We start from the raw sequence: 17,522 nt of genomic DNA on the forward strand, positions 1-17,522 counted from the left end.
GAAACACAGCCTTGATGGCAGGGAAACACCGCATCCATACCGTCTGGCTGCGACGAACCCATGCGATTCAACCGGCTGGGAACCGATCCGTAAGGAGTACTAAGTGGCGTTCAGCACGGCCGACGAGGTCATCAAGTTCCTCAAGGAAGAGGAGGTCGAATACGTCGACGTACGGTTCACCGACCTCCCCGGTGTGCAGCAGCACTTCTCGATCCCGGCGAAGGCCTTCACGGCCGACCTCGCCGAGGAAGGCCTCGCGTTCGACGGTTCTTCCGTCCGCGGCTTCCAGTCGATCGACGAGTCGGACATGCTCCTGCTGCCCGATTTCAGCACCGCCCGCCTGGATCCGTTCCGTGCCGCGAAGACGCTGAACCTGAACTTCTTCGTGCACGACCCGTTCACCCGTGAGGCCTACTCCCGCGACCCGCGCAATATCGCGCGTAAGGCGCAGGAGTACCTGAAGTCGACCGGTATCGCCGACACCTGCTACATCGGTGCCGAGGCCGAGTTCTACATCTTCGACTCGATCCGTTACGACTCGGCGATGAACGGTGCCTTCTACGAGCTGGATTCCATCTCCGGCTCCTGGAACACCGGCGCGGAGTACAACGCCGACGGCACCCCGAACCGTGGCTACAAGGTTCGCAACAAGGGCGGTTACTTCCCCGTCGCGCCGTACGACCACTACGTGGACCTGCGCGACAAGATCTCGACCAACCTGCAGAACGCGGGCTTCGAGCTCGAGCGCGGCCACCACGAGGTCGGCACCGCCGGTCAGGCCGAGATCAACTACAAGTTCAACAGCCTGCTCGGTGCGGCTGATGACCTGCAGCTGTTCAAGTACATCGTGAAGAACACCGCTTGGGCCGAGGGTAAGACCGTTACCTTCATGCCGAAGCCGCTGTTCGGCGACAATGGCTCGGGCATGCACGCCCACATGTCGCTGTGGAAGGACGGCAAGCCGCTGTTCCACGACGAGGCCGGTTACGCGGGCCTGTCGGATCTGGCGCGTCACTACATCGGCGGCATCCTGCACCACGCCCCGTCGCTGCTGGCGTTCACCAACCCGACCGTCAACTCGTACCACCGCCTGGTGCCGGGCTACGAAGCCCCCATCAACCTGGTGTACTCGCAGCGCAACCGCTCGGCTGCCGTGCGTATCCCGATCACCGGCTCCAACCCGAAGGCCAAGCGCATCGAGTTCCGCGCGCCTGACTCCTCGGGTAACCCGTACCTGGCCTTCGCCGCCATGCTGATGGCCGGCCTGGACGGCATCAAGAAGAAGATCGAGCCGCACGCTCCGGTCGACAAGGACCTCTACGAGCTGCCGCCCGAGGAGGCCAAGAACATCCCGCAGGCCCCCACCTCGCTGGCGTCGGTCATCGACAAGCTCGAGGAAGACCACGACTACCTCACCGAGGGCGGCGTGTTCACCCCCGACCTGATCGAGACCTGGATCGACATCAAGCGCACCCAGGAGATCGCCCCGATCAACCTGCGTCCGCACCCGTACGAGTTCGAGCTGTACTACGACGTCTAAATCGTCTGTAGGGCAATAGTTCTCGGAAGCCCCATCCGCCTTCGGGCGGGTGGGGCTTCGCCCATTCCCGGGGTTTGTCCGGGCGGAGAATTGGTGGTATCACTATTTCTAGTCCGCATATGCCGGGGCGGTATTGCTTTGGGGCATAACGGAATACGGGGATTTTCCGGGAGTCCAGAGGTGGTCTCGGTGATCGGTTATGCGGTCTTGGTGGGTGGGCGGATGGGAACGTAAGTCGGGTCTTGTATCCGAGGCGTATCTACTGTCCGGCGCATGAAAATGAATTCAATTGCACGGGTTAAAGTTTCGTTGATCGGTGTGGCGGTTGCCGCGATGACCATCGGTGTCGCCAATGCGGAGCCTGCGGGGTTGGGGGCGGCGCCTACTCGGATCGAGTTGCAGGGGGCGGCGAATGTCCGGGATGTGGGTGGATATCGGACTTATGACGGGGAGAAGGTCAAGTCGGCGAAGATTATTCGGTCGGATGCGCTGGGGAAGCTGACCGATGCGGATGTGACGAAGCTGGGGACGCTGAAGATCCAGACGGTGATCGATCTTCGGACCGCGAGTGAGATTCAGGTGCTGGGGGCGGATCGACTACCCTCGGGGGTTCCCCTGGTCTCGCGGCCGATCAGCGACAATGGGATGTTCGACAAGATGAATCAGGCCATCGGGTCCAAGGATCCGGTGAAACAGCAGGAACTGCTGGGGGACGGCAAGGCCGAGCAGATCATGGCCGATATGTACCGCAGCTTCTTCAACTCGGACTCGCTCGCCAAGTTCGGGCAGTCGGTCAAGGATCTGGCGGGTACCGGTACGGCCACGCTCTATCACTGCACGGCGGGCAAGGATCGCACCGGATGGCTGACCTATGTGACGCTGCGGGCGGTCGGGGTGCCGGAAACCACTGCGCGGCAGGACTATCTGCTGTCGAATCAGTATCGGGCGGCCGCCGACAAGGCCCTGCGCGATCAGCTGAAGGCGGCGGGGATCATGCAGAACCCGGATCTGCTGATTCCGCTGCAAGAAGTGCGCGACGACTACCTGGATGCCGCGGTGTCGCAGCTGGAGTCGGATTTCGGTGACTTCGGGAAGTTCCTCACCGAGGGGCTGGGGCTGGATGCCGCGACCATTCTGAAGCTTCGGAAGAACCTCGTCAGCTGATCAGGTCATATGACTCGGGCCCTTGCCGCGAATGCGTGGCGGGGGCCCGATTCCATTGGGGCGACCCCGGTTCGAGGGTTCAGGTTGCGCGGGACCGATCAGCGGCGGGCAATGGCCCCGAGCGCGGTGAGATCGAGATCCCGGGAGGTACTGGCCCAGCCGGTGGCGCGTAGCTCCTCGGGGGAGGCGACACCCAGGGCATCGTGCAAGCCGATCGCGACAGAACGGGCGAAGGACACCAAGCCGCTCTGCGGGATCGGCCAGAGTAAGGACCGCCGCCAGTTCTCGATTTCGTTCCGCAGCGTCGGCGCGACCCAGCCGAGGTCGCGTAGCCGTTGCGCCGCATCCTCCGAAATCGGTTGGGCGAGATAGGAATTGCCGGTCAGCTCGGCGGATAATTTGATGTCGAACTGCTGGAACTGCACGTAGCGATTTCCGGTGGCGGCAATGATCAAAGTGGCGCGCGACGGTAATTCGGCCAGGCAGCGAGCGAGCGCCTGGATGAACACATCCCAGTCGGATGTCACTGTCCGCTCACTTTGACCCAGTATGCCCATCGCCGCGATCATACGCCGTCGAATCGTGGGGGTCACCGAAAAAACCTGGCGCACAGTCCGATCGAGGGGAGAGCCGCGGCGGCCTCGATCGGAGACCGCCGCGGCTCCCGAGGAACGGCTACCGCGAGTGGCCGTGCGCGGTGCCGAGGACTGCGGTGGGGGCGTAACCGGCCAGCTTTTCGGCCCGCTGATCCGGGGTGAGCGTGTGGTGCGCCACGAATTCGCGGACGTGAGCGCGAACCGTCTCGAATACCGAGGGCGACGCGATAGGAAGACCCGCCGACATTGCGCTCATGTGCACTCCCATTCACTATTTCACTGCATCCGATTCTTCATTCTGCCAATCGAATGCTGTTACGGCTGTATATATCTCGTGAAGATCAGCGCACCGCCAAGCTGAAGGAATTCGGTGCCAGCAACTCCTCGGTCAGCTTGGCCAGGCGCGCACGTGCCCGGGAGTTGCCCACCAGCGCGGCGGGCTCGGCTGGCCGGATCCAACCCGTCGTAATAGCCACCGCTGAGGACGGGGCGCTCCGGCGGACAGAACTCGCCGATGGTCTCGGCGGCGGCGGCGGGAATGCCGCGGGTGTCGAATGGAGGGCGCATAGCGACGAATCGGTTCAACCGAAAGGAAATCAGGCCGATCGTGAACCACGCTGAGGTGGTTCATCGTCGCAGCCGAATCCGTAGCGTTCGAGAGCCGATGGCAATGCGCCCGTGCGGCGCGGCATTGCGCCGCGATATCCGGAACTACCGGAATCGCGATGCGTGGCGCTGATCGCGGCGCAAGTGCAAGCCATGTCTACAGCACACCGGATGATTCCACGGCGCACAAGATTTCCGCTTCCGGATTTACGAATCCTTTCCGGTCCGGGGCAGTAGCTCCAACTCCAGTCCGGCGAGCATTTCCGGGTCGGCGAGGAGTTCGATTCCGGTGATTCGGCCAGCTGTGACGGCGAAGGCGAACACCACCCGCGGGGTGCCGCCGGGCCCCCACACCAGCCCGGCGCGGCCGTCGATGAGCGCGAGCTGGGCCGCCTTGGCGCGCCCGGCAAAGGTTTTCGCGACGGCGTCCCGGCCGCGCACCTCGGAGTCCGCGCCGACCGTGATCGCCATGGCATCGGCGCGCAGCACCACATCCGGGTCGAGGAGTTCCAGCAGGGCCGCGAACTCACCCGCGCGCGAGGCCGCGAGGAAGGCCTCGACCACTTGCTGCTGGCGGTCGCGGTCGGCGCTGACCTCTTCGACACCCCGGACGCGGCGGCGGGCGCGGCTGGCGAGTTGCCGTGCGGCGGCGGGGGTTTTGCCGAGAATGGGGGCGATATCGTCGAAGGGGACGGCGAACATATCGTGCAGGACGAAGGCCAGCCGCTCGGTCGGGGTGAGGGTGTCGAGCACGACCAGCAGGGCCGCGCCGATCGAATCACCCAGGAGCACTTCCTGTTCCGGGTCGAAGACGGCGTCGGGGGCATCGTGACCGTCGAGCGGATCCTCGCGGCGGGTGCTGCGCGATTGCAGCATATTGAGGCAGACGCGGGCGACGACGGTGGTCAGCCACGCCGCGAGATTATCGATCTCCGCGGTTTCCGACCGGCTCAGCCGCAGCCAGGCTTCCTGCACCGCGTCCTCGGCCTCCACCGCCGAGCCGAGCATGCGGTGGGCGACCGCCTGCAACCGTCCGCGCTGCTGCTCGAATTGCCGTGCCACCAGGTCGAGATCGCCCTGCCCGTTCCCCATCACCGCAGTCTCCTCCACAACAACCGGTCGGTACCTCCGACCGCGCGGCTACACCCGCACGACTACGACCGCCGAAACCCGCCCGGTGTGACAACCTGCTGCCCAGGGCATCGGACAGTGGGGGCTCACGCTCTCCGTGCTCGCAATCGGCCGCTTCCGCAACGGCCGCACCGCGTCTCGGCCCCGCACTCGTCGCGGGCAGGGCGCGATCGGCTCGAGTTCCGGGTCTTCGACCCACCCGACCACCCCCAGCTGCGCGGCCTCGTTCAGAAGGCATCGGGATGTACCACCCTGGGTCCGATCGAGCGAGCAGAGCGAGGTGGACCTCAGCGACGCGTTTCGGGGCTCACTGTCACATATGCGGCGCGGGGCCGGTCGTGGAGTTGACCGGCTGCCCGGCCGGGAGTGGCACACGAAGCGAGGAGTACCTCATGAGCGCAGGAATGCAGACGATCATTTATCCCGTGAAGGATCTAGGCCAGGCGAAAGCCCTGTTCAGCACGCTGCTCGGCGAGCAGCCCAGCACGGATACCGCGTACTACGTGGGCTTCAGCGTGAACGGGCAGGACATCGGCCTGGACCCGAAGGGGCATGAGAAGGGGATGTCCGGGCCGGTGGCGTATGCGCATGTCGCGGATATCGAGAAGACGCTGGCCGAATTGATCGAGGGCGGCGCGACCGAGCAGGATGCGATCCGCGATGTGGGCAATGGCCGTCGGATTGCCACCGTGAAGAGTGCGGACGGCAATGTCGTCGGCGTTCTCCAGAATCCCTGACCGGTTCGAGGCGCGATCGGTGGGCCGGGTTCGCTCGGCGCTGACCGATCGCGCTCTCGCGCCGCGGCAGGGCGATGAGGGCGCGCCGTCGGCGGAGATCGTTTTTGAACCGGAATTCGCCTCGGCCGCAGCCGATTTGCGGACGGGTATGACCGTGCTTGTGCTGACCTGGCTGCATGAGGCGGATCGCGAGGCGCTCGTGGTGCATCCGCGATGTCTCCGGGAGCGCCCGCCGACGGGTGTGTTCGCGACGCGTTCGCCGGATCGGCCCAATCCGATCGGGCTGCATCCGGTCCGGATCACCGCCGTGAGCGAGTGCTCGATCACGGTGGACGGCCTGGAGGCGATCGACGGCACGCCGGTGCTGGATGTGAAGCCGACGCTGGGTCCGATCGACGCGCGCTGATGTGAGGGTTGCCACTCCCCCGACATGATGAGAAGATTCGTAAGTAATTCTCTCATTCTGTCGGGGTGTGGCGCTCCGGCAGAAGTGATCAAAGGAGATCACCATGACGGCCGCAGTCGCTCCCCTCGATGGCACGACCCGGGCTACACGCCCCGAACGCCGCCCGTTCGAACCGGGCAGCCGGATGTGGGAGGACACCGGCCTCATCACCTTCTCCCTCACCGCCGGGTCCGCCTTCCTCTTGCAGACCATGGAACCCAGCATCGCCGCGGTCGTCGACGAGCACTCCGCCTTCCGCACCGACGCGCTGGGCCGCGCGGCCCGCAGCATCGCCTCGGTCATGATGTGGATCTACGGCGGCGAAGAGGCACTCGCCGAGGCCGATCGCCTGCGCAAGATGCACACCACCCTGAACTCCACCGACGCGAACGGCGTCAAGCACCGGGCGCTGTCCTCCGGCCCGTGGGCGTGGGTGCTGCACACCGCGATCTTCGCCTTCACCGAGGGCAATAAGTACTTCTCCAGCGAGAAGCTCACGGATGCGGAGAAAGAGGAGTACTACCAGGAAGTCGTGCAGCTCATGCACAACTTCTCGGTGGCCCCCAAGGAGATTCCCGCCAGCTTCGCCGAATGGGAGCCCTGGTTCCAGGACCAGATCGAAAACCATCTGGTGCCAACCAATGTCGCCTACGACTATCTGAAGGTGGCCCGAACCCTGGCCCCGCCCAAGCAGATTCCCACCCCGCTGCGCCCGGTCTGGCGCGTGGTCGCCACCCCCGTAGGCCGCATGCAGCACTTCTTCACGATCGGCACCACCCCCGAGATCATCCGCGAGAAGCTCGACATCCCCTGGACCGCCAACGATGAGCGCACCCTCCGCGCCCTCGGCTGGCTCATCGGCCACACCGTCCCCCACCTCCCCGAACGAGTCCGCTACTTCCCCATCGCCTACGAGGCCCGCCGCCTCGAACGCGACCGCGCCCGCCTTCGCAAAATGATCAACCTCCGCCCGGTCTGACCGCGGGGCCCACGAGCATGCACTGGTGGAGGACCCTTCTCGGGATTTACCTCCGCCATTGCATGGTGATCTTGATACCGCTCGCGGCCGAAGGCCGAATCACCATGCGCGGCCGGTTCATCAAGATCAGGGAGCACTGGTGGTCGGATTGGGCTCCGATTCCCGCCACCAGAGCTCCCTGATCTTGGTAGCTACTTCGCTATGCGCCGCACGGGATGGCGCAGGATTGTGCGCATGGCCGCGTCCGCGGATTTGCGGGGGTCGGAGAGGTAGATCTCGTGGTGGCGGCCGTTCATGGTGAGGCCCTCGGCATGCATGAAAGCTTCCATGCGGGCGAGGGTTTCCGGTTCGGTCGAGTAGGGGCCTCGGTGCATGACCTGGATTGCGTCGCCCTCGGTGAGTTGGGTGAAGTCGACTCCCGAGACCATGTCGGGGGTGACCGCGTCGGGCATGCGGATGAGCAGGGTCCAGTGCCATTGCTCGCGGGGGACGGTCAGCGGCGGTTCGTCGGATTCGACCCACCATTGGCCCTCGAGTTTCGGGACCACGAAGTCCTGGTCGGCGGCCTTCGCGAGTTTCTTGGCTCCGTAGGCGGCTCGGTACAGCGCGGCGACCGCGTCGGTGTACTCGTCGCCGAGGGGTGCGCCTGAGCCGGTGACCGCCAGGTAGTTGTAGGTCTCGAAGGTGCGCAGCACCGGGGCGGCCGGGGCGGCGTAGTAGTGCTTGTCGGTCTTGGCCAGGTCCAGCTTCACGTCGGGTCCTCCTGTCGCGCGGGGTCGTGATCGAGCATGCGGTCTCCCGTGGCGGGAGAGTCAACGGTCAGCGGTTCGGAGCAGGCCTCGCACCCCGATTCCTGGGGCTGGTTCTTCGGGGGGATTGCCACCAAGGTCACTATGGTGATCATGCGGATGGTGTTGTGGCGGGCTGTGGTCGGCTTGCTGCTGGTGTCGGGGTGTGTGGCGGTGCCGGGGCGGGCGAGTGCGGATGCGGCGTATCAGTGGCGGCAGGAGTACATCACCGCGTCGGATGGGACGCGGTTGCATGCGGATATTCTGCGGCCGACCGGGATCGCGGATGATGTGAAGACGCCGGTGATCATGACCGTCAGCCCGTATCGGGCGCACCTCGCGTATTTGAGTCAGCCGCGGCCGCTGGGCGGGCCGTCCACCGAGAATCTCGAGGTGGATCTGTTCCTGAAGGCGGGCTACACGTATGCGATCGTGGATCTGCGCGGGTTCGGCGGGTCCAACGGCTGCCCGGATTTCGGTGGGCCGGGGGAACGCTCGGATGTGAAGACCGCGGTGGAATGGGCGGCGGGGCAATCCTGGTCGACCGGCAAGGTCGGGCTGGCGGGGATCTCGTATGAGGGCTGGACCGGGCTGATGGGGATGGCCGAGCAGCCGAAGGGGCTGGCGGCGGTGGCCGCGTTCGAACCGGTGGCGGATCCGAACTCGTACCTGTACATGCAGGGAGTGGCGTGGAAGTTCACGCTCAAGCCGGTCAGTGAATCCGGTATCCGGCCAGGGGATTTGGCGGGATTCGAGCATCTGCTGATCGCATCCACGCCCGGATATCCGACGGATTCGGCCGAGTACCAAGCGAATGCGCTGGACATCGACCCGAAGTGCTACTCGAACTATCTGTCCGAGATCACCAATCATGATGCGGGCACGGCGTTCTGGCGTGATCGCGATCTGGTGGAGAAGTTGCGCGGCAATACGACTCCACTGTTCCTCGGGCAGGGGTTCATCGACTACAACACGCGCGCGGATCGGGTTTTCCAGCTGTGGAATGGGCTCGGGCCGGGTGAGCACAAGGCGTGGTTCGGGCAGTGGGGGCATCGCACGTGCAGCGATAAGTGCGGCACACCGCGATTCAGCACCGAGTTGCTGGCGTTCTTCGATCGGCTGGTGGCGGGCAAGGATGTGACGGTGCCGGGACCGCGGATCACCGTGAATGGGTTCGACGGCAGTTGGCGGTCCGAGGCGGCGTGGCCACCCGCGGATGACCGGACGGTGAGCGTGGATCTGCGGACCGGGGGGTATACCGATCGTGGTCTGGTGAGTGGGGCCGATCGGGATATCTGGTCGATCAGCCAGCCGCTCGCGCAGGATCAGCACTTGGCTGGAATTCCGACCGCCGCACTGACTCTGGATGGTCCCGCGAATGCCACGGTCGCGGTGGAGATGTACGACATCGCGCCGGACAATGTGGCCACCGTCATCACGCGCGGCATCGCCCCCGTGACGGCGAACGCCCAGATCCGAATGCTGGCGCAGGACTGGCCGATTCCGGCCGGGCACCGCATCGGCTTCCGCATCACCGATGTGGTCGATGACGTGTGGGCGCACCCTCCCGCCTTCTCCCATGTCACCGTGACCTCGGCCCGCGTGCAGATGCCGTTCCTCACCGCGGTTCGCACCCCGGACCTGACCGGCGACATCACCGAGGGCATTCCCAAGTGGCGCAATGAGAAGTCGACCTCCCTGCCCGCAGATCTGGTCGACAATGCGAAGGTGACCATCGACTTCCCGACCCGCACAGGTACCCGATGACTCGGACCGCCCCCACCACCCGCACCGTCGACGACGCCACCGCCGAACGCCTCGCCGCAGCCCTGCGCTGCGCCACCGTGTCGCGTGAGGATCCGGCCGATATCGACCTCACCCAATTCGACCGGCTCACGGCCCACCTGGAGCACTCCTTCCCCCGCGTCCACTCTCACCTGACCTGGGAAACATTCGGGCACAGCCGCCTCTACCGCTGGGCAGGCTCGGAATCGGAGGAGGCGACCACCGCAACCCGCTCCCACTCGTGCACCGCGAAAGTGGCAGTGCCCCAGCTTGAAACAGTCGCGACGGTTAGTCCGAAACAGCCGACCGCGGCGGGCGAGACACCGTCGGAACCGCCGCACGCGCAAGCCGGGACACTGTCGCATTCGGCGCGCGCGGCCGCCGAGGACGGGCAGCGGAGCAATGCTGCTCCGGAAGGGCGGGCCGATCCTCACGGGGCCGGATTGGCAACGCGCGACGGGGAGCAGGTCGCGGCGATTCTGTTGGCGCATATGGATGTTGTGCCGGTGGATGACGAACAGGGGTGGACGCATGCGCCTTTTGCGGGAGTGGTGGATGAGGAGTTCATTTGGGGGCGGGGAGCCATTGACGACAAGAGTCGGGTGATGGGGATTCTGGAGGCGGTGGAGCAGGCGCTGGCGGAGGGGGTGCGGCCGCGGCGGACTGTCTACTTGGCCTTCGGGCATGACGAAGAGGTGTTCGGGGAGGGCGGAGCCGCGAAGATGGCTGGGCGGCTCCGGGATTCGGGGGTTCGGGCGGAGTTGCTCATCGATGAGGGCGGGGTGATCACCACGGGCGTCGCGGATGGGGTGAGCGTGCCCGTCGCGACGATCATGGTGGGCGAGAAGGGATTTGCGACCGTACGACTGTCGGTGTCGGCCGTGGGCGGGCATTCGTCGATGCCGGGGCGGCAGACCGCGGTGGGGCAGTTGGCGCGGGCGGTGGCGCGGATTCAGGACCATCCGTTTCCGCTGCGATTGACGGCGGTGACGCTCGACATGCTCACGCGGCTGCGGGCATTCGTCTCAGAGCCGCGCAGGAGTCTGCTTGGATTGGTGCGGGTGGCGGGACCGGCGGTGGCGCGGGTGCTGGCGGCGCGGCCGACAACCGAGGCGCTGGTGCGCACCACCACCGCGCCCACCATGATCACCGGCGGAGTGAAGCCCAATGTGCTGCCGCAGCGCGCCGAGGCCTTCGTGAATTTCCGTATCCTGCCCGGTGATTCGGTGGCGGATGTGCTGGCGCACTGCCGTCGCGTGGTGCGCGACAAGCAGGTGTCGATCGAGCTCGAGGGCCTGGCTTCGGAGCCCTCGCGGAACCCATCTGCGGGTCCCGCCTTCGACCTGATCGCCGACCTGACCCGGGAAGTCGTGCCGGGCGTCGCCGTCACCGTGGGTATCGTCCCCGGCGCGACCGACTCCCGCCACTACGACGACCTCGCCGACACCCGCTGCAATTTCGCCCCGATCATCGTCACCAGCGCCGATCTCGAGCGCATCCATGGCACCGACGAACGCATCTCCCGCGCCAACTACGCCCGCATCATCACCTTCAACCGCCTCCTCATCGACCGCCTGGCCCGCTGAGTCGCAGCTACCTATCTTCGTTCGAGCGCCGCCTCTCGACCCCGCACGCGACAACGGGGCGCGGCGGCATCGCGGGATGAGCGGCCAATCTCGGCCGAATCAGGCGGATGCGGGGTGGGTGCGCGAGGATGAGGACTCTGGTCCTGATCCGATGGGAGCGAAGATGACCCGAAACGAAACCGGCGAATTCCAGGGAGCGGGTGGCCGCATCTTCTGGCAGGCATGGCTGCCGGAGGGCGATCCTCGGGCCGTGGCGGTGATCGTGCACGGGTATGCGGAGCATTCAGGGCGGTATGCGCATGTCGCGAAGCGGTTGAATGATGCCGGGATCGCGGCGTATTCGTTCGACCACATCGGGCATGGGCGCTCGGACGGAAAGAACGCGAATGTCGGATCGCTCGATGCCGCGGCCGACAATGTGGCCACCATGCTGGCCACCGCCACCGCGAAACATCCGGGGCTGCCGAGCTTCCTGATCGGGCACAGCATGGGCGGGCTCACCACGGCATACCTGGCCACCCGCGACCCGATCGAGGTGACCGGCATCGTGCTGTCGGCCCCGGCGATCGTCATCGAGGCGGGCAATGCGGTGCAGAAGGCGCTCGCACCGCTGATCTCCCGCCTGCTGCCGAATCTCCCTGTGCTGAAGCTCGATTCGAATCTGGTCAGCCGCGACCCCGACGTGGTGCGCGACTACGACACCGACCCGCTCAACCATCACGGCGGCGTTCCCGCCCGCACCGCCACCGAAATGCTGCACGCCGGTGAGTTCGTCACCGCGCACCTCGACCGGCTGACCGCCCCACTGCTGGTCCAGCAGGGCACCGCCGACGGCCTCGCATCCCCGAAAGGCGCGGACCTGCTCGAGAAGTCCGCCGCCCCGAAGGACAAGACGGTCCTCCGCTACGACGGCCTCTACCACGAGATCTACAACGAGCCGGAGCAGGACAAGGTCATCACCGACCTGGTGAACTGGCTCGAAGCCCACCTCCCCGCGCAGTAGCCGCGCCTACTTGTAGGTGGTGAGGCAGGTGGTGTCGCCGTCGAGGACGCCGGTTCGGAAGGCCTCGAGGCGGACGAAGCCGCTGGGCACCACCTTGCCGTCGACGTCGCTGGCGGCGAGGCCGTCGGCGAGGATGCCGGAGACGGCTTCATCGAGGTCGTCGGCGGACAAGCGCAGGGTGCTGCCGGGTTGGCTGAGTTGGGTGGTGAACGCGCCGGAGAGGCAGGCGGTGCGCAGGCCTGCGGTGTCGGCTCCGGTCAGGGTGAGGTTTCGATCCTTTTGCACGGCAAGCATGTAGCGGGAGACGAAGACCACGAAGGCGTTGTAGTCACCGGCGACCATGGCTGAGAGCAGGGCGTTGTCGTCGTCGCCGCGGGCGCGTTTGGCGAGGGCGGTGACGTCGACGCCGATGGTGCCGGTGCTCGGGCAGTAGGAAACCGGTTGGGTGGCAGTCACATTCGGGCAGCGGGTGGTGACGCCGTTGTAGTCGTACGTGGGTTGCTGCGTGACCGGGAAGCTGGTTGCCAGAGCCTGGGCGACGAGGCCGAGTGAGGACTGGTCGACCGCCAACTGATTCTCGTCGCCGGGCTGGTAGCTGGTGGGCAGGGTGCCGCGACGCTGCTGTAATTCCTTGCGGGTGATGTTCTTACAGGAGGCGGCGCCCTCGGTATAGCCGATCTCCAGGGCCGTCACTCGTTCGAACGCGGTGCCGTGCTCGTCCTTGGAGGCTCCCGGTTCCTTATCCCGGACGGCGATGGTCGCGCTCAGCACGCCGTTCAGGCCATCGGTGGTGTTGAGGGTGAAGTGCCGCGAATTCCCTTCCGCCACAGAGCGAAGGAACACTCCGGCGAAGCAGTCGGCTTGTTGTTCGCGCACCACATTCGGCGTGAACAGTCCGTTCAGTTTGGCTTGAGCCTGAACCGAGTGCCCATACTCGTGCGCCAGCACCATCACCACCGACATCTGCCCGAACTTCTTCACCAGCTCCGGCAGCAGCACGCCGCGATCCCAGCCGATGGTCTTGTCGACGGTGCAGTAGGCGGCGTTCACCTCCTGAAAGGTGCTCGCCCGACAGAATTCGACGGACTGCTCGCGCGGGGCATTGGCATCCCAGGAGATAAAGCGACTCACCGGAGTGAACACGCCGGGGAAATTCTTGGCGTACTCGGTGGTCCAGTACTCCTGGAGATCGGAGGTGGCATTCAACACCAACGTGTCGATGGCTCCGCCGTCCCCGTTCTCGGCGATCAGCTTCGCATTCGGCACCCCGGTGCGCGGACCGTTCGGCCCGGTCGCCGAGGCGGTACCGCTCAGGTCGAAGGGATTGTCGCCATTCGAAACATTCTGCGCGTCAGGGCTTTTGATATATCCGCAGCCGGTCGACACCACGCCGATGATCAGCAGCGCGGCGGCCAGGACCGCCCGCAGCGCAAACCCACGGCTCGAGCTCAGCCCCATCACGCCTCCCGAGTGCCGCGCCGGGATTCGACCCCGGTCGCGGTACTCGTGCCCGGCGAGGTCTCAGTCCTGCCCTGCCTCCGAGTATCTCACCTGGTCAGCGCTCAAAGACGCAGTCTCGCAACGACGGCTCGATGATCGGAGTCGCGAATAGTCAGCGAACGCACCTCGGTGGCGTGCCCGCCCGCGACCAGGACGCGGTCGATGCCGATGATCGGACCCCACCACTGATCCTCCGGGAAGGTGGGCAGCACACCGACACCGACGAGCTCGGCGGAATCGGCGTAGCGGCCATTCAATAGATCCCGGTAGAGGGCATGGTCGTAGGTGGAGTTGAAGTCCGCGCCGACAATGACCTGCCCGGTCTGCTCATCCAGCAGTTCGCGAATGCGGCGCAGTTCGTGCTGCCAGGCGGCGAAGTCCACATTCGGCGGGATGGGATGGAAGGCGAAGACGGTGACCCGCCCGCGCGAGGGGTGAATCATGGTGGCGCGCAACTGGTTCATGGAGAAGCCGTCGAACTTGACGCCGTCCTGGAGTGGGTAGCGGCTGAAGATGGCGGTCCCGCCCCCGCCGGGGGATGCCTGCGTGAAGTCGTAGGGGAGCACGTCGCCGAGACCGGCTCGGCGGAGGCGCTCCAGTATTTCCGGGGTGAGTTCCTCCAGGGTCAGCACTTCGACCCCACTGTCGCGGACGGCCTGCACGACCGAGTCGGCATCCGCCTTGCCGAAGAGCAGATTCGACTGCATCACCGTCACATCCACGCCCGCCGGGGCGGTTCCGTCCGGCCACATCATCGGCAGCTGCGACCAGAGCGCCGCGGCAATCACCACCACCGCCGCGATCGCGCTGCGCCACTGCCGCGCCACGGCGAACAGCACCAACGCCACGAGCGAGGCCGCCATGAGTTGTGCGGCGAACGAGGCCGCCAGCACCAGGCTCAGCGTTTCCCAGCGGTTGTAATGCAGCCCGACCCCGGCCAGCCCGACCAGCAAGGCCGACCAGCCGAGTATCGACGCCAGCCATCCGAACGGGCCACGCCGACGGGATTGCTTGCGCGGCGCGGCACTCGCGGGCGCATCGACGGTGGCTGTACCGACTCCACCGCCATAGCCGTCTCCAGCGCCGTAGCCGAGTCCACCGCCATAACCGTCTCCACCGCCATGACCGACCTCACCGCCGCGCCCTTGCCCGGCCGTCCCACCCGATAGCCCCTCAAACCCGCGATCCTGCTCCGGCATTCGATCCACCCCCACAACTCCTCCACCCGATCGCGGACCACCCTACTGCACGTCGCCCGCGACCCGACCGGCCCGCGACCCGCCCCGAAATCAGCTGCGCGGGCCACGCCGGGCATGGCACAGTCGGACAATGTGAGCGAATACCGCCGCCTTAACCAGGCCAATTGGGATGACCGCGCTCCCCTGCATGCCGCCTCCCCCGAGTACGCAGTGGACCGTTTCCGCACCGACCGGTCGTTCCTCAGTGATGTGATTCGCTTCGACCTCCCCCGGCTCGGCGACATTCGCGGCCTCGACGGCGTGCACCTGCAATGCCATATCGGCACCGACACGATCTCCCTGGCCCGGCTCGGCGTCACCATCACCGGACTCGACTTCTCCCCCGCCTCCCTGAAGCAGGCCCGCGCGCTGGCCGAACGCACCGGCACCGCGATCGAATTCGTGCAATCCGAGGTGTACGACGCCGTGAAAGTCCTTGGCGCGGAACGATTCGACCTGGTCTTCACCGGAATCGGCGCACTCTGCTGGCTGCCCGACGTCCAGCGCTGGGCCGACACGGTCGCCGCCCTGCTCCGCCCCGGTGGACGCCTCTTCATCCGCGAAGGCCACCCCATGCTCTGGTCCATCGACGAAACCCGCACCGACCGTTTGACCATCGGCTACGCCTACTTCGAAACCCCCGAGCCCATGGTCTTCGCCGAGGAAACCACCTACGTCGCCGCCGACCACACCCTCACCGAAACCACCACCCACCAGTGGAATCACGGCCTCGGCGAAATCGTCGGCGCGGTCCTGGGCGCGGGCCTGACCCTCACCGGCCTCGAAGAACACGACAGCGTCCCCTGGGATGCTCTGCCCGGCAGAATGATTCGCGGCAACGACGGCGAATACCGCCTCGAAACCCACCGCGAACAACTGCCGCTCTCCTACACCCTCCAAGCCCGCAAACCCTGAGAATCCGGCGGAACCAACGACCCATCGCCCGCGTCCAATCGGTATATAGCCGAACCGACGGGAGACGCCGATGGACCCGAATGCGCTGCGCCGCAATGCGCAACAGAGCCAGCAAGGCGCGGAGCGGGAACAAGCGCGGGTCTCGCACGCGGGCACGGACCCCGACTACATCCAGCAGTTGGAACACTTCCCGGCCCTGTCCCACGAGGAGATCTACACCCGGGTCCAAGCCATGGACCCCGCCGCCATGCACGCCACCGCCGATACCTGGGTGAGCATTGCCAACAGCCTCTGTGGAGCCGCCATGGGACTCCACACCACGGTCCAATCAGTTCTTTCCGAAGGCATGCAGGGCCGCATAGCCTCGGCTGCCGACTCCGCAGCTCGCCAATTCGTCCAGGACGTCCTCGACGTCGCCGATATCGCCCACTGCACCGGCCATCGCATATCCGCAGCCGCCTATGGCGCGGAAGCCCTCCGCAAATCCGTGCCCCCACCGCCGGATTCGGACATGGTCCCCGCCGATGGCCCGCCCGCCCCAGGCCCTCAACTCACCGGCCTACTGTCCGGCACCGGCAACTCCTCTGCCAAGGTCCCCAGCACATCCACCGAATACGTCCGCCTGACAATCGGTTCCACCGCCCCCGACCACTCCGCGGCCCTGGCCGCCTACCGCGAGGAGCAATTCCAGCTCGCCCTGGCCGCCCTCGAAGCCAACTACATCCCCATCTACCCACCCGCAGGCTCCGGCGTGCCTGCCTTCAACCCTCTCGACAGCTCCGCCGAAACCGCCATCAGCCCAGCCCCATTCACCCCGCCGTCGCCGCACCTCGCCCCCTCCGATCCGCGAAGCCCACTCCGCGGAAACATCCCTCCCCCAGACTCCGGCACCCCCACCGACCAGAGCAACCGCACCCAACCCGCCGCCGCATCTCCGGATGGCTCGAACTCGTCCCCGGACGACTCGAATCGCGCTGCCGCTCAGTCCGCCTCGGGCACCAATCCTCCGTCCTCCATCAGGCAAACTCCCTCATCCGACACCACCCGATCCGCCGATTCGGATCCGACCGCCAATCTCACCGCCAAGCCCGCGAGTTCCAGCCCGGCCGGAATCCCGAACTCCTTCAATAACCCTCGCTCCAGCCTTTCCCCTCTCACACCGAACCACCCCGGCGGTATCCCCACCTCCGACCCCGGCCGTAGCTACCCAGCTCCTCCCTCCGCCGGAATCCCCTCGACCCCATCCCCTTTCACCACAACCACCCGTCAGCCCTCTCCCACCACGGGAATGGTCCCCGGCATGTACGCCCCGGGGGCCCGCACCACCTCAACCACCGACCCCACCCACAAATCCCCCGCCTGGCTGATCCGAAATCGCCAACAGCAGCTCCTGGGCACCCCACCCCCAACAGTCCCTCAAACAATCGGAGCCGAAATCCCCTCCGCCCGAACCGACCTCACCCCCGACCCGACCGACGACAGGTCACTCCTGAATCCGTCATGAATCGA

At 66.0% G+C, this 17,522-nt stretch carries 17 protein-coding genes; 10 read left to right on the forward strand and 7 right to left on the reverse strand.

All coding sequences use genetic code 11. The features are described from left to right. Positions 1-103: 103 nt before the first annotated feature. Positions 104-1,540 carry a type I glutamate--ammonia ligase gene (gene glnA, locus AB0N05_RS14075; protein WP_364692611.1) on the forward strand — a complete coding sequence of 479 codons (1,437 nt, stop codon included), beginning with the start codon at positions 104-106 and terminating at the stop codon, positions 1,538-1,540. Between the two features lie 333 nt (positions 1,541-1,873). Next, on the forward strand, positions 1,874-2,704 hold the full coding sequence (locus AB0N05_RS14080) for a tyrosine-protein phosphatase (RefSeq protein WP_364692614.1): 831 nt from the start codon (positions 1,874-1,876) through the stop codon (positions 2,702-2,704). Positions 2,705-2,802: 98 nt separating this feature from the next. On the opposite strand, the gene AB0N05_RS14085 is transcribed toward AB0N05_RS14080, so the two are convergent. The 4 genes from AB0N05_RS14085 to AB0N05_RS14100 form a co-directional block, all read right to left on the reverse strand. Further along, positions 2,803-3,261 carry a hypothetical protein gene (locus AB0N05_RS14085; protein WP_364692617.1) on the reverse strand — a complete coding sequence of 153 codons (459 nt, stop codon included), beginning with the start codon at positions 3,259-3,261 and terminating at the stop codon, positions 2,803-2,805. Between the two features lie 118 nt (positions 3,262-3,379). Next, a complete protein-coding gene (locus AB0N05_RS14090; RefSeq protein ID WP_364692620.1) occupies positions 3,380-3,556 on the reverse strand; it encodes a hypothetical protein in 177 nt (58 codons plus the stop codon). An 85-nt stretch (positions 3,557-3,641) separates the two neighbouring features. Then, the gene (locus tag AB0N05_RS14095; protein WP_364692623.1) at positions 3,642-3,776 is read right to left on the reverse strand and encodes a hypothetical protein; all 135 of its coding nucleotides are present in this window, start codon (positions 3,774-3,776) and stop codon (positions 3,642-3,644) included. A 337-nt stretch (positions 3,777-4,113) separates the two neighbouring features. Then, positions 4,114-4,998: a sigma-70 family RNA polymerase sigma factor gene (locus AB0N05_RS14100; protein ID WP_364692626.1), complete on the reverse strand. Its 885-nt coding sequence runs from the start codon at positions 4,996-4,998 to the stop codon at positions 4,114-4,116. A gap of 431 nt (positions 4,999-5,429) precedes the next feature. Between AB0N05_RS14100 and AB0N05_RS14105 the strand changes: the two genes are divergently transcribed. The 3 genes from AB0N05_RS14105 to AB0N05_RS14115 all read left to right on the forward strand — a co-directional run bounded on the left by AB0N05_RS14105 (position 5,430) and on the right by AB0N05_RS14115 (position 7,198). Continuing rightward, positions 5,430-5,774: a VOC family protein gene (locus tag AB0N05_RS14105; protein WP_364692629.1), complete on the forward strand. Its 345-nt coding sequence runs from the start codon at positions 5,430-5,432 to the stop codon at positions 5,772-5,774. Positions 5,775-5,793: 19 nt separating this feature from the next. After that, the gene (gene tsaA / locus AB0N05_RS14110) at positions 5,794-6,180 is read left to right on the forward strand and encodes a tRNA (N6-threonylcarbamoyladenosine(37)-N6)-methyltransferase TrmO (RefSeq protein WP_364692632.1); all 387 of its coding nucleotides are present in this window, start codon (positions 5,794-5,796) and stop codon (positions 6,178-6,180) included. A 103-nt stretch (positions 6,181-6,283) separates the two neighbouring features. Then, the gene (locus AB0N05_RS14115; RefSeq protein ID WP_364692635.1) at positions 6,284-7,198 is read left to right on the forward strand and encodes an oxygenase MpaB family protein; all 915 of its coding nucleotides are present in this window, start codon (positions 6,284-6,286) and stop codon (positions 7,196-7,198) included. A 191-nt stretch (positions 7,199-7,389) separates the two neighbouring features. Here AB0N05_RS14115 and AB0N05_RS14120 read toward each other — a convergent pair whose 3' ends face one another. Beyond that, the gene (locus tag AB0N05_RS14120; protein WP_364692638.1) at positions 7,390-7,950 is read right to left on the reverse strand and encodes a GyrI-like domain-containing protein; all 561 of its coding nucleotides are present in this window, start codon (positions 7,948-7,950) and stop codon (positions 7,390-7,392) included. 48 nt (positions 7,951-7,998) lie between these two features. Here AB0N05_RS14120 and AB0N05_RS14125 point away from each other — a divergent pair, with 48 nt between their 5' ends. From AB0N05_RS14125 to AB0N05_RS14135, 3 genes are all read left to right on the forward strand, one after another. Further along, positions 7,999-9,753, forward strand: coding sequence for a CocE/NonD family hydrolase (locus tag AB0N05_RS14125; protein WP_364692641.1), 1,755 nt, complete (start codon positions 7,999-8,001; stop codon positions 9,751-9,753). Beyond that, positions 9,750-11,357, forward strand: coding sequence for a M20/M25/M40 family metallo-hydrolase (locus tag AB0N05_RS14130; RefSeq protein ID WP_364692644.1), 1,608 nt, complete (start codon positions 9,750-9,752; stop codon positions 11,355-11,357). The genes AB0N05_RS14125 and AB0N05_RS14130 overlap by 4 nt, the downstream gene beginning before the upstream one ends. 163 nt (positions 11,358-11,520) lie before the next feature. Beyond that, positions 11,521-12,360, forward strand: a complete 840-nt coding sequence (locus tag AB0N05_RS14135; protein ID WP_364692647.1) for a lysophospholipase — start codon at positions 11,521-11,523, stop codon at positions 12,358-12,360. A 6-nt stretch (positions 12,361-12,366) separates the two neighbouring features. Here AB0N05_RS14135 and AB0N05_RS14140 read toward each other — a convergent pair whose 3' ends face one another. Together AB0N05_RS14140 and AB0N05_RS14145 are read right to left on the reverse strand one after the other, a co-directional pair. Further along, positions 12,367-13,818: a metallopeptidase gene (locus tag AB0N05_RS14140; RefSeq protein ID WP_364692650.1), complete on the reverse strand. Its 1,452-nt coding sequence runs from the start codon at positions 13,816-13,818 to the stop codon at positions 12,367-12,369. Positions 13,819-13,922: 104 nt separating this feature from the next. Continuing rightward, on the reverse strand, positions 13,923-15,059 hold the full coding sequence (locus AB0N05_RS14145; protein ID WP_364694538.1) for an endonuclease/exonuclease/phosphatase family protein: 1,137 nt from the start codon (positions 15,057-15,059) through the stop codon (positions 13,923-13,925). A 114-nt stretch (positions 15,060-15,173) separates the two neighbouring features. Between AB0N05_RS14145 and AB0N05_RS14150 the strand changes: the two genes are divergently transcribed. Both AB0N05_RS14150 and AB0N05_RS14155 read left to right on the forward strand, forming a co-directional pair. Next, entirely contained in the window at positions 15,174-16,013 is an 840-nt protein-coding gene (locus AB0N05_RS14150; protein WP_364692653.1) for a class I SAM-dependent methyltransferase, read from the forward strand. Positions 16,014-16,083: 70 nt separating this feature from the next. Then, positions 16,084-17,517, forward strand: coding sequence for a hypothetical protein (locus AB0N05_RS14155; RefSeq protein ID WP_364692657.1), 1,434 nt, complete (start codon positions 16,084-16,086; stop codon positions 17,515-17,517). Positions 17,518-17,522: the final 5 nt, after the last annotated feature.

This window comes from Nocardia sp. NPDC051030 (assembly GCF_040683015.1).
Lineage (GTDB): Bacteria > Actinomycetota > Actinomycetes > Mycobacteriales > Mycobacteriaceae > Nocardia.